Genomic DNA, 17307 nt, shown 5'->3' with positions numbered 1-17307 from the left:
GCACTACCAATGGCGAGGAGCCGGCCAGCGGCCGGCACTACCAAATGGCGAGGAGCCGGCCAGCGGCCGGCACTACCAAATGGCGAGGAGCCGGCCAGCGGCCGGCACTACCAAATGGCGAGGAGCCGGCCAGCGGCCGGCACTACCCATGGCGAGGGGCTGTGCAGCGGCCGGCACTACCTCTCGCCCACAAAAAACCCCGCCGAAGCGGGGTTTTTCGTTACGCCACCAACAGGGCTCAGTTGGCCTTGTGGATCGCGCGCTTGCTCACGGCCATCGCGGCGTCATGCACCACTTCCGACAGCGACGGGTGGGCGTGGCAGATGCGCGCCAGGTCGTCGGCCGAACCGCTGAACTCCATGGTCAGCACGCCTTCGTGCACCAGCTCGGAGACGTTCGCGCCGACCAGGTGCATGCCCAGGATGCGGTCGGTCTCGGCATGCGCCAGGACCTTCACGAAGCCGGTCGGCTCGATCATCGCCACGGCACGGCCGTTGGCGGCGAACGGGAAGCTGCCCGCCTTGTACGGGATGCCTTCGTCCTTGAGCTGCTGCTCGGTCTTGCCGACCCAGGCCAGCTCCGGCTCGGTGTAGATCACCCACGGGATGGTGTCGAAGTTGACGTGGCCCGGCAGGCCCGCGATCAGCTCGGCCACGGCGATGCCTTCCTCGAAGCCCTTGTGCGCCAGCATCGGGCCGCGCACGCAGTCACCGACCGCCCAGACGCCATTGACGCCGGTGCGGCAGTGCGCGTCCACTTCGATCTGGCCACGCTCGTTGATCTTGACCCCGGTGCCTTCGGCCAGCAGGCCCTTGGTGGCGGCGCGACGGCCAACGGCCACCAGCAGCTTGTCCACGATCAGGCTCTTCTCGCCTTCACCATCGGTGTAGGTCAGGGCGACTTCCTTCTTCTTGCCCTTGCCGGTCACCTCGGCCTTGGAGACCTTGGCGCCCAGGCGGATGTCCAGACCCTGCTTCTTGAATTCCTTCAAGGCGGTCTTGGCCACTTCGGCATCGGCAGCGGCCAGGAAGTCCGGCAGCGCTTCCAGGATGGTCACTTCCGAACCCAGGCGCTTCCAGACGCTGCCCAGTTCCAGGCCGATCACGCCGGCGCCGATCACGGCGAGGCGGGCGGGGACTTCGGTGAAGTCCAGGCCGCCGACGTTGTCGACGATGGTCTCGCCGTCGAACTTGGCGAACGGCAGTTCGATCGAATCCGAGCCGGCGGCGATGATGACGTTGGTGCCCTTCAGCTCGACTTCCGAACCGTCGTGCTGCTTGACCTTGACGATGTTGCCCGGCTGCAGCTCACCGAAACCGTAGTACGCGGTGACCTTGTTCGCCTTGAACAGCATGGCGATGCCGCCGGTGAACTGCTTGACGATCTTGTCCTTGCGGCCAACCATCGCCTCGACGTCCATCTTGGCATCCTTGAAGCTGATGCCGTGGTCGCCAAAGATGTGGCCCATGTTCCAGAACTGGCGCGAGGAATCGAGCAGCGCCTTGGACGGGATGCAGCCCACGCGCAGGCAGGTGCCACCCAGGGCCGGCTTGCCGTCCTTGCCCAGCGCAGCGTCGATGCAGGCGGTCTTCAGACCCAGCTGCGCGGCGCGGATGGCGGCATGGTAACCGGCCGGACCGGCACCGATGACGACGACGTCGAATTGTTCAGCCATTGATAGTTCCTTGTTGCATTCCCGAGCTTCGCTTGAAGCCGGTGGCGCGCAGGCGCCGGGGGAGAGAGCAGGGCAGTGCGGTGCAGTGCCGTAAAACCAGAACCCCTCCGCGCGGGCGCGGAGGGGTGGGAGGTCTTACAGGCCGAACAGCATGCGGCCCGGGTTTTCCAGCTGGTTCTTGATGTCCACCAGGAACTGGACCGAGTCCTTGCCATCGATGATGCGGTGATCGTAGGACAGCGCCAGGTACATCATCGGCGCGATCACGACCTGGCCGTTCTGCGCGATCGGACGCTCCTTGATGGCGTGCATGCCCAGGATGGCGCTCTGCGGCGGGTTGATGATCGGGGTCGACAGCAGCGAGCCGAAGGTGCCGCCGTTGGTGACGGTGAAGGTGCCGCCCTGCAGTTCTTCCAGGCTCAGCTTGCCGTCACGGGCCTTCTTGGCGTAGTCGGCGATGGTCTTTTCGATATCGGCGAACGACATGCGCTCGACGTTGCGCAGGACCGGGGTCACCAGACCCTTCTCGGTCGACACGGCGATCGAGATGTCCGAGTAGCCGTGATAGATGATGTCGTCACCATCGATCGAGGCATTGACCAGCGGGAAGCGCTGCAGCGCGTTGGCGGCGGCCTTCACGAAGAAGCTCATGAAGCCCAGCTTGATGCCGTGGGCCTTGACGAACTCGTCCTGCAGATCCTTGCGCGCGGCCGAGACCTTGGACAGGTCGACCTCGTTGAAGGTGGTCAGCATCGCGGTGCCGTTCTTGGACTGCATCAGGCGCTCGGCGATGCGCTTGCGGATGCGGGTCATCGGCACGCGCTCTTCCGGACGTGCGCCACCGGACTTGCCGGCGCCACCGTTGCGGGCGAAGTTGACGATGTCTTCCTTGGTCACCGCGCCGCGGCGGCCGGTGCCGTCCACGTCGGCCGGGTTCACGCCTTCGGTGATGGCGGTGAAGCGGGCGCCCGGGGGCAGCGAATCGGCAGCGGACTTGGTGGCCGGTGCCGGCGCTGCGGCAGCGGCCGGAGCGGCAGCGGCCGCTGCCGGAGCAGCGGCCGGGGCATCGGCCTTCTTCTCTTCGGCCGGCGGAGCAGCAGCGGTCGCGCCTTCTTCGATGATCGCCACGACCTGGCTGGAGGTCACGGTGGCACCCACCTCGAACTTGATCTCCTTCAGCACGCCGTCGACCGGCGACGGCACTTCCAGGACGACCTTGTCGGTTTCCAGATCAAGCAGGTTTTCATCGCGCTTGACGGCATCGCCGACCTTCTTGTGCCAGGTGGCGATGGTGCCGTCGGCGACGGATTCGGGCAGTACCGGGGCTTTGACTTCGGTGGCCATTCGGGAGCTTCCTGGTTTGTCTTTTCTAGAATGAGGGGGAGAGTTATTCAGCGACCGAGTCGTTGAACGTGTTGACCAGGGCATCGGCGATCAGCTTCTGCTGTTCGATGATGTGGTCAGCCATGTGTCCAGCGGCCGGCGATGCCGAACGGGCGCGACCTGCGTAATGGATGCTCTGGCCATCGGCCAGGCATGCCTGCAGGTGGTGACGGATCTGGTACCAGGCACCCTGGTTCTGCGGTTCTTCCTGACACCACACCACATCGGCCGCCTTGCCGTACTTCTTCAGCTCTGCTGCCAGTGCCACGCGCGGGAACGGATACAGCTGTTCGACGCGGATGATGGCGACATCGTCCTGGCCACGCTTGGTCTGGTCTTCCAGCAGGTCGTAGTAGACCTTGCCCGAGCACAGCACCACGCGCTTGACCTTCTTGGCGTCTGCGTTGGCATCGCCGATCAGGTGCTGGAACTCGCCGTTGGCCAGTTCGTCCAGGGTCGACACCGCCAGCTTGTGGCGCAGCAGCGACTTGGGCGACATCACGATCAGCGGCTTGCGGGTGGTCATGCGCATCTGGCGACGCAGCATGTGGTACGCCTGCGCCGGGGTCGACGGCACGCACACCAGCATGTTCTCCAGCGCGCACAGCTGCAGGAAGCGCTCCAGACGCGCGGAGCTGTGCTCCGGGCCCTGGCCTTCGTAACCGTGCGGCAGCAGCAGGGTCAGGCCGGTGATACGGCCCCACTTGGCTTCGCCGGCGGCGATGAACTGATCGATCACGACCTGGGCGCCGTTGGCGAAATCGCCGAACTGGCCTTCCCAGATGCACAGGGTGTTCGGATCGGTGGTGGAGAAGCCGTACTCATAGGCCATCACCGCTTCTTCGCTGAGCAGCGAATCGATGATGGTGGCCTGTTCCGGCGACTCGACCAGCTGGCGCAGCGGCAGGTAGTAGTTGTCGGTCTTCTGGTCGTGCAGGATCGCGTGGCGGTGCGTGAACGTACCGCGGCCCACGTCCTGGCCGACCAGACGCAGGTTGTTGCCTTCGTCGAGGATGGTGGCGTAGGCCAGGTTCTCGGCAAAGCCCCAGTCACCCGGGATCTCGCCGGCGGCCATCTTGCGGCGGTCGTCATAGACCTTGGCCACGCGCGAGTGCAGTTCCACGCCTTCGGGCACGGTGTTGATCATCTGCGCCAGCTGCTTGACCTTCTCCATGCCGACGGCGGTGGAGACCGCGTCGGAGAGCTTGCCGTTGAGCAGCTTGGGCCAATCCACGTACATCTTGCTGGTGGCCGGGGTCTTTTCGACCTGGGCCAGCTCGGTGGTGACTTCACCGGCATCGAGCTTGTTGCGGTAGGCATCGACCAGCGCCTTGCCGCCGCCGGCTTCGATCACGCCGGCAGCTTCCAGCGCCGCGGCGTACAGCTCGCGGGTGGTCTGGTGCTTGCGGATCACCTGGTACATCAGCGGCTGGGTGATCGCCGGTTCGTCGGCCTCGTTATGGCCCCAACGGCGGTAGCACATCAGATCGATGACCACGTCCTTGGCGAACTTCTGGCGGAACTCGAAGGCCAGCTGGGCGGCAAACACCACGGCTTCCGGATCGTCGCCATTCACGTGCAGCACCGGGGCGGCAATCATCTTGGCCACGTCGGTGGCGTAGCGCGTGGAGCGCGTATCCAGCGGGTTGGAGGTGGTGAAACCGACCTGGTTGTTGACCACGATGTGCACCGTGCCACCGACGGCGAAGCCGCGGGCCTGGGACATCTGGAACAGCTCCATCACCACGCCCTGGCCGGAGAAGGCCGCGTCGCCGTGGATCAGGATCGGCATCACCTGCTTGCGGGCGGTATCGCCACGACGTTCCTGGCGCGAGCGCACGCTGCCGGCCACGACCGGATCGGCGATTTCCAGGTGCGACGGGTTGAACGCCAGCGCCAGGTGGACGGCGCCACCCGGGGTGGAGACGTCGGCGGAGAAGCCCATGTGGTACTTCACGTCGCCGGCGGAGGCGTGGTCGTCGTGCTCGAACTTGCCTTCGAACTCGTCGAACAGCTTGCGCGGGCTCTTGCCGAGGGTGTTGACCAGCACGTTCAGGCGGCCGCGGTGGGCCATGCCGATCACCACGTCCTTGACGCCATCCTTGCCGGCGTCACGGATGATGGTGTCCATCATCGGGATCAGCGAGTCGCCGCCTTCCAGCGAGAAGCGCTTCTGGCCGACGTACTTGGTGTGCAGGTAGCGCTCCAGACCCTCGGCAGCCGTCAGGCGCTCCAGGGTCCGGCGCTGGGTATCGGCATCCAGGTTGTAGTTGCCACCGGCCAGTTCCAGGCGCTGGTACAGCCACTGACGCTGCTCGACCTCGGAGATGTGCATGAATTCCGCACCGATCGAGCCGGTGTAGGTCTTCTTCAGGCGCTCCAGCAGGTCGCGCAGTTTCATGCGCGGCTGGCCGGCGACGCCGCCGGTGCTGAACTCACTGCCCAGGTCGCTTTCCGACAGGCTGTGGAACGGCAGGCCCAGATCCGGCGGATTGGTCGGCGCGGTCAGGCTCAGCGGGTCCAGGCGGGCCGCCATGTGGCCACGCGAACGGTAGGCGGTGATCAGGCGGCCGACATTGCGCTCGCGCTCGTCGCCGGCACCGGCGGCAGTGCCGCTCTTGACGGCATTCTTGGCGGCGTCGGCAATGTGGGCGATGACGGCCGAATGCGGAATATCACCGGCTTCGCGGCCCTGGAAGCCGTCGAAGTAGGTCTTCCATTTGGGATCGACACTGTCCGGAGAAACGAGGTACTGCTCGTACAGATCCTCGATATAGGAGGCGTTGCCGCCGGCGAGCTGCGAAGATTGCGCAAACTGCTTCAGTTGATTGTCCACGATGGAGAGTCGGATTCGCTTGTGGGGTAAGGCTTCGATGATCCGGCAGGGAAAAGTGAATAGCCCTGCGCGGGCGGTATCTAACACCCCAAATTGTACCCCCATCGAGACAGGAAGGGGCACCGTACGGGCCAGTGCGGGGACCGCGGTGTCATTCCCAGACAGGTTCGGGAGCGTGGGGTGAGCTACAGGCCCAGTGCGCGCAGTTCGCTGCAATCACGCGAACGTTCCCATACGCGCTGCAAACCGTCCTGCAACGGCCGCGAACGTGCCGGCTGGGACACACCCGCCTCACCGTCGAAGCGGTGGCCACTCAGACGAAAGTAGTAGTCGCCCGCGTCATTGAGCAGGCAGGCCGATGCCGTCGCGCGGTCGATCGGATCGCTCACTTCGCGCACCCGGAAGACGCTCGGCAGGCGCTGCAGCAGGGTCAACAGGGGCGAGCCGGCCTGCCGGATGGCGGCGCTGTCGTGGACGATCAGCCAGGCCTGTTTGTCGTGGCGGGCGGTGGCGTAGCGTCGCAGCGCCTCCAGCACCGGCGGTGCATCAAGCAGGCCGGGGTCGAGCTGGCGGCTGTGGATCCAGAGCTGGCGGCGGGCGCGGTGGACCAGTGCGGTGGCGATCGCCACGGCGTCCTCGGCCCGGTCGATCGCGACCGCTCCGGACAGGGTCAGGCGCATGTGCTGGTGGGCGATACCGGCCTCGTCGAACACCTCGCCCTCCGGCAGGAAGCCCTGCCGGGTGTAGAACACGCGGGCCGGCAGCTGCGCATGCAGGCAGACCTCGCGCCAGCCACGGGCCCGGGCCTGATCGATCAGGGCCTGCAGCAGGGCGTCGCCGACGCCTTTGCCGCGCCAGGCGGCCAGCACCGCCATCCGGCCGATCCGCCCATCCGGGGTGAGCCGGCCGGCACCGATCGGCGCGCCGTCGGTGTCCCGGGCCAGCACGTGCACGCTGAGGGGATCGAGCGCGTCGATCTCCAGCTCGGCCGGTACCTGCTGTTCGTCGACGAACACGGTGAACCGCACCCGGTGCAGCGCCGCGTGCTGCGCCGGGTAATCGACCACGTCAACCTGGAAACCGGAGGCGGCCATGGCGGGCGGGCGGATCAGCCGCGCGGGGGCTCGTCCTTGCCGTCGGTCTCGTCGCTGTCATCGAAATCGACGATCACTTCGATGCCGTCGTCATGGATGGTGACCTCGTGCACGTCGGCCTGGATGGCCTCGTCATCGATGACCTCGACCGCGTCGGTGCCGTCGACGATGTCGTACTCGGCGACGTAGTCGTCTTCATCCTCCAACCCGGCATCGTCCACCAGCTGGTAGAAGCCGCCGGCGACCAGCGCCTGCACGGCATCACGGCCCTTGGCCGAGAGCTTCTGGTACAGCGCCGCGCCGATCTGTTCGGTGCCGGCCAGTACCTGGGCATCCTTGACCGGCAGGGCGAAGTCCAGGCCGCTGCAGTACAGGCTGGCGCCACGCTTGGCACGGCGCCAGGCCAGGCGCGCCCACGGGTGGCGCTGCAATTCCACGCCCGCGCCCAGCGCGGCTTCTATCTCCTCGCGCGGCAGCGGTTCGCCGTGCGCCATCACTTCCCCGGCGGCGCGGTAGGTGGTGATGAAGCGGCCGAACCAGTCGCCGAGCTTGTCCGGGTCGTTCATGCGGATCGCATTGAGCGCTTCGACCACGCGGTTCATCGAGACCACGTCGATCTCGTTCGGGTCCTGCGGCACTTTCAGGTCCGGATCCTGGTAACGGATGGACTCGTCGGCACCGTCAATCAGGGTATCGAGGTAGTCGCTGATCAGCTCGGCCGAGGCCGGGGCACGCATGCCGAAGGAGAAGGTCAGGCAGGGGTCTTCGGCGACGCCGTTGTGCGGCACGTTCGGCGGCAGGTAGAGCATGTCGCCCGGGGCCAGCACCCAGTCGTGGGTCGGCTTGAAGCGGCGCAGCAGCTTGAGTTCGACGTCGTCGCGGAAGTCCAGCGGCGGGCGCTTGCCCTTGATGGATTCGCTGGCATCGATCTGCCAGCGGCGGTGGCCGTAAGCCTGCAGCAGGAAGACGTCGTACTGGTCGACATGCGCCCCGACCGAGCCGCCGGTGGCGGCGAAGCTGATCATCACGTCATCCATGCGCCAGCGCGGCAGGAAGTTGAAGTGGCTGATCAGGGCGCGCACGTCGGCGTCCCACTTGTCCACGTCCTGGACCAGCAGGGTCCAGTCGTGGTCGGGCATGCCCGGGAACTCTTCTTCCTGGAACGGGCCGGTACGCACGCTCCAGCCATCGGTGGCGCGGTCGTGGGTGATCAGGCGCGACAGGGCGCCTTCCTCGCAGGCCAGGCCGGCGAGGTCTTCGGGCTGGACCGGCGTTTCGAAATCGGGGAAGGCGCCGCGGATGAGCAGCGGGCGCTTCTGCCAGTAGTCGCGCAGGAAGGTGGCTGCGGGCATGCCCAGCGGAAGGCCGGGGCGGGCCTGGATGTCGATGACGGGGGGTTTGGTCTTGCGTGCGGCCATGGGGGAGATCCTTGCAGCGTATAGACGGGTATTCGGGGGCGCGACGGTGCCGCGCCCATGCCTTCAGATCGCCTTGGCCAGGTCCGCCGCCAGGCCGATGTAGCCGCCCGGGGTGAGGGCGCGCAGGCTCTGCTTGGCGTCGGCCGGCAGCTCCAGGGATTCGACGAAGGCCTGCATCGACTCGGTGGTGATGCCCTGGCCACGGGTGAGGGCCTTGAGCTGTTCGTAGGGGTTGGGCAGGCCGTGGCGGCGCATGACGGTCTGCACGGCTTCGGCCAGTACTTCCCACGCGGCGTCCAGATCGGCGTCCAGGCGTTCCGGGTTCACGGTCAGCTTGCCCAGGCCCTTGGCCAGCGAGTCCAGGGCGACCTGGGTGTGGCCAAAGGCCGTGCCGACCGCACGCAGCACGGTGGAGTCGGTCAGATCACGCTGCCAGCGGCTGATCGGCAGCTTGGCGCTGAAATGCTCGAACAGGGCGTTGGCGATGCCGAAGTTGCCTTCGGCGTTTTCGAAATCGATCGGGTTGACCTTGTGTGGCATGGTCGACGAGCCGACTTCGCCTTCCTTGAGCTTCTGCTTGAAGTAGCCCAGCGAGATATAGCCCCAGACGTCGCGGGCCAGGTCGATCAGGATGATGTTGGCGCGGCGCGCGGCATCGCCGATTTCGGCGACGTTGTCATGCGGCTCGATCTGGGTGGTGTACGGGTTGAACACCAGGCCGAGGCTTTCCACGAAGCGCTGGGCGAAGGCCGGCCAGTCCACGTCCGGGTAGGCGATGACGTGGGCGTTGTAGTTGCCCACCGCGCCGTTGATCTTGCCGGTCAGCTCCACCGCGGCGATCTGGCGGCGCTGGCGCTCCAGACGGGCCACCACGTTGGCCACTTCCTTGCCCAGGGTGGTCGGCGAGGCGGTCTGGCCGTGGGTACGCGACAGCATCGGCTGGGCCGCCTGGGCGTGGGCCAGGGCGCGCAGCACGCCGGCGATGTTGTCCAGCGACGGCAGCAGCACCTCGCGGCGGGCCTGCTCGAGCATCAGGCCATAGCTGAGGTTGTTGATGTCTTCGCTGGTGCAGGCGAAATGCACGAACTCCAGCGCCGGGCCCAGCTCGGCATCGGCGGCGAGCTGTTCCTTGATGAAGTACTCCACGGCCTTGACGTCATGGTTGGTGGTGCGCTCGATCTCCTTCACCCGCGCGGCGTGGGCCGGGGCGAAGTCGTCGGCCAGGGCGCGCAGGCGGGCGGTGGCGGCAGCCGAGAACGGGGCCAGTTCGACGATACCCGGCTCATTGGCCAGTGCCAGCAGCCATTCCACTTCCACCTTCACGCGGGCCTTGATCAGGCCGTATTCGGAGAAGATCGGGCGCAGGGCGTCGACCTTGCCGGCGTAGCGGCCATCGAGCGGGGACAGGGCGAGCAGGGCGAATTCGGACATGGCAGGGCGCAGGTCGTTGGCAGCGGGGGCCGTCATTCTACGCTGCCCCGGCGTCCTCGGCCTGTGCCATGCGCACCGTCACCGCCTGGATCCGGTGCCCGGCCATGCGCTTGATCGTGAACAGGTGCCCGTCGATCTCCAGCTGCTCGCCTTCCTCGGGCAGGCGCTGGAGCTGGTGCACGATCAGCCCGCCGACCGAATTCAGATGGTCGGGCGCGCTCAGGTCATGGCCCAGCAGGCGCTCCAGCCGAAAGATGGAGGTCGAGCCGGCCACCAGCAGGGTGCCGTCCGCGCCGCGGGTCGGGGCGTCCTTGACGATATGCGGGTGCTCGTCTTCGATATCGCCGACCACCACTTCCAGCAGGTCTTCCAGGGTGAAGTAGCCCAGGATGCGGCCGTGTTCTTCCACGCACAGTGCCAGGTGGGTGGTGCCGGTGCGGAAACGCTCCAGCACCAGCGGTACCGGGGTCTCCAGCGCGATCAGGTTGGCCGGGCGCAGCAGCGGGCGCAGATCGTCGGTCGGATGGCCGCGGGCGATCTCCACCAGCAGGTCCTTCATGTGCAGGATGCCGAGCACTTCCTCGCCGTCGCGGTCGAACCACGGGTAGCGGCTGTAGCGGCTCTCGGCGAACTCGGCCATCACGTCGGCCAGGCTCATCCCGTCGCGGAACGAACGCATATGGTCGCGCGAGCGCATCAGGTCGCCGGCCACCAGTTCGGGCAGTTCCAGCGCGTGGCTCATCAGCGTGAGGTCCTGGTCCGGCGCGCTGCCGGTGGGCTGCTGGCGGCCCACGATGAGCTTGAGTTCCTCGCGTGAATAACGGTGCGAGGTGTGCTCCACATCACCCCAGCCGGCCAGGCGCAGCAGCGCGTTGGCGCTGTTGTTGAGCAGCCAGATGGCCGGATACATCGCCCAGTAGAACAGGTACAGCGGTGCGGCCGTCCACAGCGACATTGCTTCCGGGCGGCGGATCGCCATCGATTTGGGGGCCAGTTCGCCGAGCACGATGTGCAGGAACGAGATGATGCTGAAGGCGATGATGAAAGCGGTCAGGCGCGAGGCTTCCGGGGTCAACCCCAGCGTATCGAACAGCGGTTGCAGCAGGTGCGCGAACGCCGGTTCGCCGACCCAGCCCAGGCCCAGCGAGGACAGCGTGATGCCCAGCTGGCAGGCGGACAGGTACGCATCCAGGTGCGCGTGCACGTTGAGCAGCAGGCGCCCACGCCAGCCGTGGTTCTCGGCCAGGCCGACGGCCTGGGTGTGGCGCAGCTTGACCAGGGCGAACTCGGCGGCCACGAAGAAGCCGTTGAGCACCACCAGCAGCAGGGCCAGTACCAGCAGCAGGAGGTTGCCGATCATTCGCGGCCCCGCAGCGGCGCTGCCAGGGGCGAAGGGGTACCCGCGGTCGCCGGGGCGGCGAGGGCGGTCATCGATGCGTGCGCGGCGGCACGCCCGGTACTACTGTCGGGATCGTCACCCATGGGGGCGGCAGGCTGTCTGAATGGAAGCGGATCCCGAGTCTAGCCGATCACTCACGGTCTTGGGTTTCAGCGGTGCTTGAGAGTATCGTGATCAGAGCCGCCAGCCAGGGAATCAGGCCCGTTGCCAGCCGCAGGTTCCCTTTCATCCACGAAAGACGTGCGGAGTTGAAGCAATGAGCAAGGGTTTCAGGATTGAACACGACAGCATGGGCGAGCTGCAGGTGCCCGCCGATGCGTTGTGGGGCGCGCAGACCCAGCGCGCCGTCGATAATTTCCCGGTGTCGGGCCAACGCATGCCGCGTGGTTTCATCCGCGCGCTCGGCCTGGTCAAGGGCGCTGCGGCGAACGTCAATGTCGAGCTGGGCCATCTGCCGCGCAACATCGGCAAGGCCATCGAAGCCGCTGCGGCGGACGTTGCCGACGGCCGCCACGACGCGCACTTCCCGATCGATGTGTACCAGACCGGTTCGGGCACCTCCTCGAACATGAATGCCAACGAGGTCATTGCCACGCTCGCCAACCGCGCGGGCAAGGCCGGCAAGACCGCGGTGCATCCCAACGATCACGTCAACCAGGGGCAAAGCTCCAACGATGTGATTCCCACCGCGCTGCGTGTCTCCGCGTTGCTGGGCGTGCATGAGCAGCTGCTGCCTTCACTGGTGCACCTGCGCAAGACCATCGACAAGCGCGGCCGTGCGCTGCGCAAGGTGGTCAAGACCGGTCGCACCCATCTGATGGACGCGATGCCGCTGACCTTCGAGCAGGAATTCGGTGCGTGGTCGGCGCAGTTGTCTTCGGCCCAGGATCGCATCGAGGACAGCCTCAAGCGGCTGCGGCGCCTGCCGCTGGGCGGCACGGCGATCGGCACCGGCATCAATGCCGACCCCCGGTTCGGCACGCTGGTGGCCAAGCAGCTCAAGCAGCAGACCGGCATCAAGTTCGACAGCGCGGAAAACAAGTTTGAAGGCCTGGCCGCGCAGGACGATGCGGTTGAACTGTCCGGCCAGCTCAATGCGTTGGCCGTGGCGCTGATCAAGATCGCCAACGACCTGCGCTGGATGAATGCCGGGCCGCTGGCCGGGCTGGGCGAGATCGAACTGCCGGCGCTGCAGCCGGGCAGCTCGATCATGCCGGGCAAGGTCAATCCGGTGATCCCCGAAGCCACCGTGATGGTGTGCGCCCAGGTGATCGGCCACCACACCGCGATCACCGTGGCCGGCCAGACCGGCAACTTCCAGTTGAACGTGACGCTGCCGCTGATCGCGGCGAACCTGCTCGATGGCATCAACCTGCTGGCCAACATCACCCGTCTGCTCGCCGATACCGCGATCGCCGGGCTGAAAGTGCGCGAGGATCGCGTCCGCGAGGCACTGGATCGCAACCCGATCCTGGTGACCGCCTTGAACCCGATCATCGGCTACGAAAAGGCGGCGGCGATCGCCAAGCGTGCCTACAAGGAACAACGCCCGGTGCTGGACGTGGCCAAGGAAGACAGTGGCCTGTCCGACGCCGAACTGCGCAGGCTGCTGGATCCGGCGGCCCTCACTGCCGGTGGCATCCATGGCGGCGGTGGCGGGGGCGGTTGAGCGCGCGTATGACCTGAAATAAAAAACGGGCCGAACGGCCCGTTTTTTTGTGCGCGAGTCCCCGCCCAAACTCAGTGGCGAGCGGCCTGCAGATTGCCGAAGGTCTCGGTGTAATCCTTGAACTCGGGGATCTTCGTGATCAGATCCGGCGGGATCGGCTGCATGCCGTCCGGCACCTGGATTTTCACCGAGCGCTTGGCCGGGTCCGGCGGGGCGTCGGTCAGGGTGTTCTGGCGCAGCACCTGCAGCTGGCCGAACATGCCCTGCAGCATCGCCTGCTGCTCCTCATTGAGCGGAATTTCGATCTCATCGATCTTCATGTGCCCGTTGGGCAGGATGATGATGTTCGGCGCAGGTGCGCGGCGCACGGTGACCATGCCGTCGCTGACGGTGATCTTGGGCTTGCTGCGCTCGGCGCGGTGATTGCGGTACTCCTGATCGCAACCGGTGGCGACCAGGCAGAACAGGGCGAACAGCAACAGACTCAGCTTCTTCATGAGCAGGGCAACGCATGCGACGGGAGGGGAGATTGTAGTCCTCCCGCACCGGGAAGGGCCTGCCTGCGACGCATCGTCGCAGGCAGTGCCGGGGTTACTTGCCGCAGTCGTCGATGTCGCTCTGGTCCATCGTCGCGTACGGCTGGAAGGCCGGCAGCGCGGCGGCCAGCGCCTGCTGCCTGGCCATCATGCCGGGCAGCAGCCCGCACAGCCTCTGGGCCTGATCCTCGATCTTCCTGGCTTCTTCATTCACGCGCGCCTCAATGCCCTGGGTGTCGCCGGAGAACATGCCTTTGATCGCTTCGCCGGCCGCCTTCACGCCCAGATTGGCACCGGCCACGCCGATTTCCATGCCGGCGTTGGCGAGCTGCTCGACCTGCTTGCGGTAGTCCAGCAGCAGCGCCCGCTGGTGGGCGTCCACGGTGACCGCCTTGCCGTCGATGAGCAGGTCGCCCTGGGGGCTGATCTCCGCCTTCGGGGTCTTCCCGTTGGCGATGGAAATGTTGCCCTGGCTGATCTCCCGGCGGGCCTTCTCGGTGGCCTCCTGCACGGTCTTGCCGATGCCATCGGTATCCAGCGCGCTGGTCGCCGGGGCGGCGGCGCTCTGGTCGGCGGGCGCCTTGCCCTTGCCACTGTCGGGGGCGGTACAGGCTGCGATCGGCAGGCACAACAGCAGGGCAGGCAGCAGCAGTCGAGTCGTCATGATGCGTATCCGTCAGAGGAGAAGAGAGGCTTACTTGCCGCGCGGCAGTTCAACCCGGCCGCGCACGTTGCTGTGGCGGATATCGCCGCTGCCGCTGTTGGCCACGCGCAGGTCGCCGCCGACATCGCGCGCGGTGACATCGCCCGACCCATGACGGTCCACGGTGACGCTGCCGCCGATATCGCGCAGGTCGGTGTCGCCGGAGCCGACGGTGCCGACGCGCACGTTGCCCTTGGCTTTGCGCACATCGGTATCCCCGGAGCCGACCACGCCGATCTCGACGTTGCCACCGACCGTATCCAGCTCGAAGTCGCCCGAGCCGATCGTGCCGACCTTGGCGTCCCCGCGGATGTTGCGGGCCTTGAAATCGCCCGAACCGACCGAGAGCAGGTTCAGCGCACCGGCACCGTCGAGGATGACATCGCCCGAGCCGACCGCTGCGGTCACCAGGCCTTTGATCTCCTGAAGCTTGATGTCACCCGAGCCGACGTCCGCGCTCAGCGAGTGCGCACCGGTGACGCTGGCATCGCCCGAGCCGACCTTGAGCTGGACCAGGATCGAGTCCGGTACGGTGCCGCGCATGTCCAGGTAGGCATAGCTGCTGCCGCTGATGGTGAGCGTGTTGCGGGCGTCGCGCTGCAGGCGGACGACGAGCTTGTCGCCGACCTTCTGCTGGGTCACGGTCAGTTCGCGCAGCCAATCCGCGTTGGAGGCGCAGGCGCGCCCCCCGAGCTGGGCCGCGCCCGGGCCAGCCTGCAGCACCAGATCGTGCTGGTTCACTTCGAACACCACCGCCTTGGCGCCGGCCAGGTCGAGCTTCAGGTCACGGGCTTCGTTGAACGTGCACTGCGGCTCATTGGCGAGCGCGGTCAGCGGCAGCAACAGCAGGGAAGCAACAGCGAGCGTGCGGATCATGGGCGGTTCCTCGATGAAGGGCAGGGATCAGATTTCGCCGGCGCGGCGGCGCAGGCGGATGGCCAGGAACAGGAACACCACGCCGACGGCGGCACCGATCCACAGTTCCGGCATCGCGAAGGCAGCCAGTTGGTGGCTCGGGCCCAGTTCGTTGACCAGGTTGTCCATGTTGCCGTTGCCGCTGAACATCGACTCGCCGCGGTAGAACTGGTCGCTGGCCGGGACCGCGCTGAGCAGCAGGCGGCCCACGATGTGCTTCCAGAACCAGCCGCCGGTCAGGTCGAACAGGGTCATCAGCTTGGTGGTGCTGACGATGATGCCGGCGAACAGCGGCAGCATCACCGCCCACAGGAACGGCTTGGTCTTGGCCCAGGCCGAGCACAGCAGCAGCCAGCCAACGGTCGGCAGGGCCCAGAGCAGGTAGACCGGGATCCAGGACAGATGACCGGCGAGAATGGTCAGCGGGCTGGCCGGACCCCAGATCAGCAGCATCGGATCGCCGCCGTGGGCGATCACCACGATCGAGATCATCACCAGGAAGCCGAACATGGTCAGGGCCGAGGCGATCACCGCGATGAGCGGGGCGATCAGCAGCGCACTCACGGCCTTGGACAGGACGGTGGACGTATCCGACAGCGGCAATGACTTCCAGAACAGGATGCTGCGGTCGCGACGGTCGTCGTACAGGGCGCCCAGGCAGTAGAAGAACACCACGAAGGCGAGCACGATCAGCGGCCAGCCCGAGCTCAGGATCAGGGTCAGATCCAGGCCGTTGGCCAGGTCATGCAGGTTCTTGGCATCGAGCTTGCTGGTCAGCAGACTCAGGTCCAGGCCGTTGATGCTGACATTTTCGTCGTTGAGGTGGAGGCCGCCGCTCTTGACCGCACGGTGCATGGCCACCAGGCCGAACACGATGCCGAGCAGGCTCATCACCAGCGAGATGCCACCGGCGATCACCGGCGCATACAGGAACCCGCCGCGGTTTTCCCAGTACTCACGCTTGAGCAGCCACTTGAACGAGCTGGCCTTGCTGATGGGGTGGTTGACGGTGTTCATGCGTAGGTTCCCTTCATGATGGCCACGAACAGATCCGCCAGCCCCGGGCTGCGGATTTCGCCCAAGGGCGTGAGCTGCGCGCGTGGCACCCCGTCGAACAGCAGCACGGTCTTGCCGAAGGGCAGGGCGCGTTCGTCGATCGGCTTGAGTGCGCGCGCGGCCTCGACGGCATCGGCCGACACCAGCACTTCGGTATAGCGCTCGCCGATGTCTTCCATATCGGTGGTGAGCACGATGCGGCCATCGCGGATGAACATCACATCGGTGAGGATGTGCTCGATCTCTTCCACCTGGTGGGTGGTGACGATGATCGTCTTCTGCTCATCGAAGTAGTCCTCCAGCAGACGCTGGTAGAACTCCTTGCGGTACAGGATGTCCAGGCCCAGGGTCGGCTCGTCCAGCACCAGTACCTTGGCATCGATGGCCATCACCAGGGCCAGGTGCAGCTGCACGATCATGCCCTTGGACAGTTCGCGCACGCGCTGCTTGGGATGCAGCTTGGTGGAGGCCAGGAAGCGCTCGCAGCGCGCCCGGTCGAAACGCGGATGGGTGCCGGCGACGAAATCGATGGCCTCGCGCACCTTCATCCAGCGCGGCAGCACCGCCACGTCGGCGATGAAGCACACATCGTTCATCAGGGCGTTGCGCTGCTCGGTCGGGTCCAGCCCGAGCACGCGCAGCTCGCCTTCCACCGAGGTCAGGCCGAGCAGCGCCTTGAGCAGGGTGGTCTTGCCGGCGCCGTTGGGGCCGATCAGCCCGGTGATGCGGCCGGGTGCGATCGTGAAACTGGTGTTGTCCAGCGCCACGGTCTGTTTGTAGGCCTTGCGCAGGCCTCGAGCGGAAATGACGACATCACTTGCAACGGCATTCATGAGGATTTCCCCTGGGGCAGCAATTCGTCGAGGTTCAGGCCGAGGCGTTGGATGCGCTCCAGGACCAGCGGCCATTCTTCATTGAGAAACCGGTCGCGCTCGCTGCTGCGCAGCTGCGTGGCCGCTTCCTCGGTCATGAACATGCCCAGGCCGCGGCGCTTTTCGACCAGGCCTTCATCAGCCAGTTCCTGGTAGGCGCGCGATACGGTGATGGGGTTGAGCTGGTACTCGGCGGCAACCTGCCGGACCGAAGGCAGGGCATCGCCGGGCTTGATGATGCCGTCAAGCATCATGGCGATCACCCGCTCTTTCAGCTGGCGGTAGATCGGAGCACCATCGCTCCATTGAATATCGCTCAT

At 66.2% G+C, this 17307-nt stretch carries 14 protein-coding genes; 1 reads left to right on the top strand and 13 read right to left on the bottom strand.

Annotated features, from left to right (window positions below; all coding sequences use genetic code 11):
• Positions 1–238: 238 nt before the first annotated feature.
• The 7 genes from lpdA to ABE472_RS17220 all read right to left on the bottom strand — a co-directional run bounded on the left by lpdA (position 239) and on the right by ABE472_RS17220 (position 11197).
• On the bottom strand, positions 239–1675 hold the full coding sequence (lpdA, locus tag ABE472_RS17250; protein ID WP_346466694.1) for a dihydrolipoyl dehydrogenase: 1437 nt from the start codon (positions 1673–1675) through the stop codon (positions 239–241).
• Positions 1676–1810: 135 nt separating this feature from the next.
• Complete coding sequence (gene sucB / locus ABE472_RS17245) at positions 1811–3019, bottom strand: dihydrolipoyllysine-residue succinyltransferase (protein WP_346466693.1); 1209 nt, start codon at positions 3017–3019, stop codon at positions 1811–1813.
• Between the two features lie 43 nt (positions 3020–3062).
• Entirely contained in the window at positions 3063–5894 is a 2832-nt protein-coding gene (locus ABE472_RS17240; protein ID WP_313210271.1) for a 2-oxoglutarate dehydrogenase E1 component, read from the bottom strand.
• A gap of 185 nt (positions 5895–6079) precedes the next feature.
• A complete protein-coding gene (locus ABE472_RS17235) occupies positions 6080–6988 on the bottom strand; it encodes a GNAT family N-acetyltransferase (RefSeq protein WP_346466692.1) in 909 nt (302 codons plus the stop codon).
• A 14-nt stretch (positions 6989–7002) separates the two neighbouring features.
• Positions 7003–8406 carry a cupin domain-containing protein gene (locus ABE472_RS17230; protein WP_346466691.1) on the bottom strand — a complete coding sequence of 468 codons (1404 nt, stop codon included), beginning with the start codon at positions 8404–8406 and terminating at the stop codon, positions 7003–7005.
• A 63-nt stretch (positions 8407–8469) separates the two neighbouring features.
• Positions 8470–9837, bottom strand: coding sequence for an adenylosuccinate lyase (gene purB / locus ABE472_RS17225; protein ID WP_313210265.1), 1368 nt, complete (start codon positions 9835–9837; stop codon positions 8470–8472).
• Between the two features lie 37 nt (positions 9838–9874).
• A complete protein-coding gene (locus ABE472_RS17220; RefSeq protein ID WP_313218816.1) occupies positions 9875–11197 on the bottom strand; it encodes a hemolysin family protein in 1323 nt (440 codons plus the stop codon).
• A 295-nt stretch (positions 11198–11492) separates the two neighbouring features.
• Here ABE472_RS17220 and ABE472_RS17215 point away from each other — a divergent pair, with 295 nt between their 5' ends.
• Positions 11493–12905: a class II fumarate hydratase gene (locus ABE472_RS17215; protein WP_313212785.1), complete on the top strand. Its 1413-nt coding sequence runs from the start codon at positions 11493–11495 to the stop codon at positions 12903–12905.
• 71 nt (positions 12906–12976) lie between these two features.
• Here the strand turns inward: ABE472_RS17215 and ABE472_RS17210 are convergent, their stop codons facing one another.
• The 6 genes from ABE472_RS17210 to ABE472_RS17185 form a co-directional block, all read right to left on the bottom strand.
• Complete coding sequence (locus tag ABE472_RS17210; protein ID WP_313212783.1) at positions 12977–13402, bottom strand: hypothetical protein; 426 nt, start codon at positions 13400–13402, stop codon at positions 12977–12979.
• 94 nt (positions 13403–13496) lie between these two features.
• Positions 13497–14105, bottom strand: coding sequence for a DUF2884 family protein (locus tag ABE472_RS17205; protein WP_313212781.1), 609 nt, complete (start codon positions 14103–14105; stop codon positions 13497–13499).
• Between the two features lie 30 nt (positions 14106–14135).
• Positions 14136–15020: a hypothetical protein gene (locus ABE472_RS17200; RefSeq protein WP_313212780.1), complete on the bottom strand. Its 885-nt coding sequence runs from the start codon at positions 15018–15020 to the stop codon at positions 14136–14138.
• Positions 15021–15047: 27 nt separating this feature from the next.
• Positions 15048–16076 carry a hypothetical protein gene (locus tag ABE472_RS17195; RefSeq protein ID WP_313218815.1) on the bottom strand — a complete coding sequence of 343 codons (1029 nt, stop codon included), beginning with the start codon at positions 16074–16076 and terminating at the stop codon, positions 15048–15050.
• The gene (locus tag ABE472_RS17190; protein WP_121037935.1) at positions 16073–16948 is read right to left on the bottom strand and encodes an ABC transporter ATP-binding protein; all 876 of its coding nucleotides are present in this window, start codon (positions 16946–16948) and stop codon (positions 16073–16075) included. Before ABE472_RS17190 ends, ABE472_RS17195 begins: the two co-directional genes overlap by 4 nt.
• The gene (locus ABE472_RS17185; protein ID WP_019185943.1) at positions 16945–17307 is read right to left on the bottom strand and encodes a GntR family transcriptional regulator; all 363 of its coding nucleotides are present in this window, start codon (positions 17305–17307) and stop codon (positions 16945–16947) included. Before ABE472_RS17185 ends, ABE472_RS17190 begins: the two co-directional genes overlap by 4 nt.

The sequence above is a fragment of the Stenotrophomonas sp. TWI809 genome, assembly GCF_039673205.1.
GTDB lineage: Bacteria > Pseudomonadota > Gammaproteobacteria > Xanthomonadales > Xanthomonadaceae > Stenotrophomonas.
The sequence above is the reverse complement of the archived record's forward strand: the minus strand, read 5'-3'. Positions and strand labels throughout refer to the sequence as shown.

Coding starts and splice junctions, on each gene's coding strand:
- ABE472_RS17220 (WP_313218816.1), bottom strand. CDS start 11,197: ATGATCGGCAACCTCCTGCTGCTGGTACTGGCCCTGCTGCTGGTGGTG.
- ABE472_RS17195 (WP_313218815.1), bottom strand. CDS start 16,076: ATGAACACCGTCAACCACCCCATCAGCAAGGCCAGCTCGTTCAAGTGG.
- ABE472_RS17230 (WP_346466691.1), bottom strand. CDS start 8,406: ATGGCCGCACGCAAGACCAAACCCCCCGTCATCGACATCCAGGCCCGC.
- ABE472_RS17210 (WP_313212783.1), bottom strand. CDS start 13,402: ATGAAGAAGCTGAGTCTGTTGCTGTTCGCCCTGTTCTGCCTGGTCGCC.
- ABE472_RS17200 (WP_313212780.1), bottom strand. CDS start 15,020: ATGATCCGCACGCTCGCTGTTGCTTCCCTGCTGTTGCTGCCGCTGACC.
- ABE472_RS17185 (WP_019185943.1), bottom strand. CDS start 17,307: ATGAGCGATATTCAATGGAGCGATGGTGCTCCGATCTACCGCCAGCTG.
- lpdA (WP_346466694.1), bottom strand. CDS start 1,675: ATGGCTGAACAATTCGACGTCGTCGTCATCGGTGCCGGTCCGGCCGGT.
- ABE472_RS17205 (WP_313212781.1), bottom strand. CDS start 14,105: ATGACGACTCGACTGCTGCTGCCTGCCCTGCTGTTGTGCCTGCCGATC.
- ABE472_RS17190 (WP_121037935.1), bottom strand. CDS start 16,948: ATGAATGCCGTTGCAAGTGATGTCGTCATTTCCGCTCGAGGCCTGCGC.
- ABE472_RS17215 (WP_313212785.1), top strand. CDS start 11,493: ATGAGCAAGGGTTTCAGGATTGAACACGACAGCATGGGCGAGCTGCAG.
- purB (WP_313210265.1), bottom strand. CDS start 9,837: ATGTCCGAATTCGCCCTGCTCGCCCTGTCCCCGCTCGATGGCCGCTAC.
- ABE472_RS17235 (WP_346466692.1), bottom strand. CDS start 6,988: ATGGCCGCCTCCGGTTTCCAGGTTGACGTGGTCGATTACCCGGCGCAG.
- sucB (WP_346466693.1), bottom strand. CDS start 3,019: ATGGCCACCGAAGTCAAAGCCCCGGTACTGCCCGAATCCGTCGCCGAC.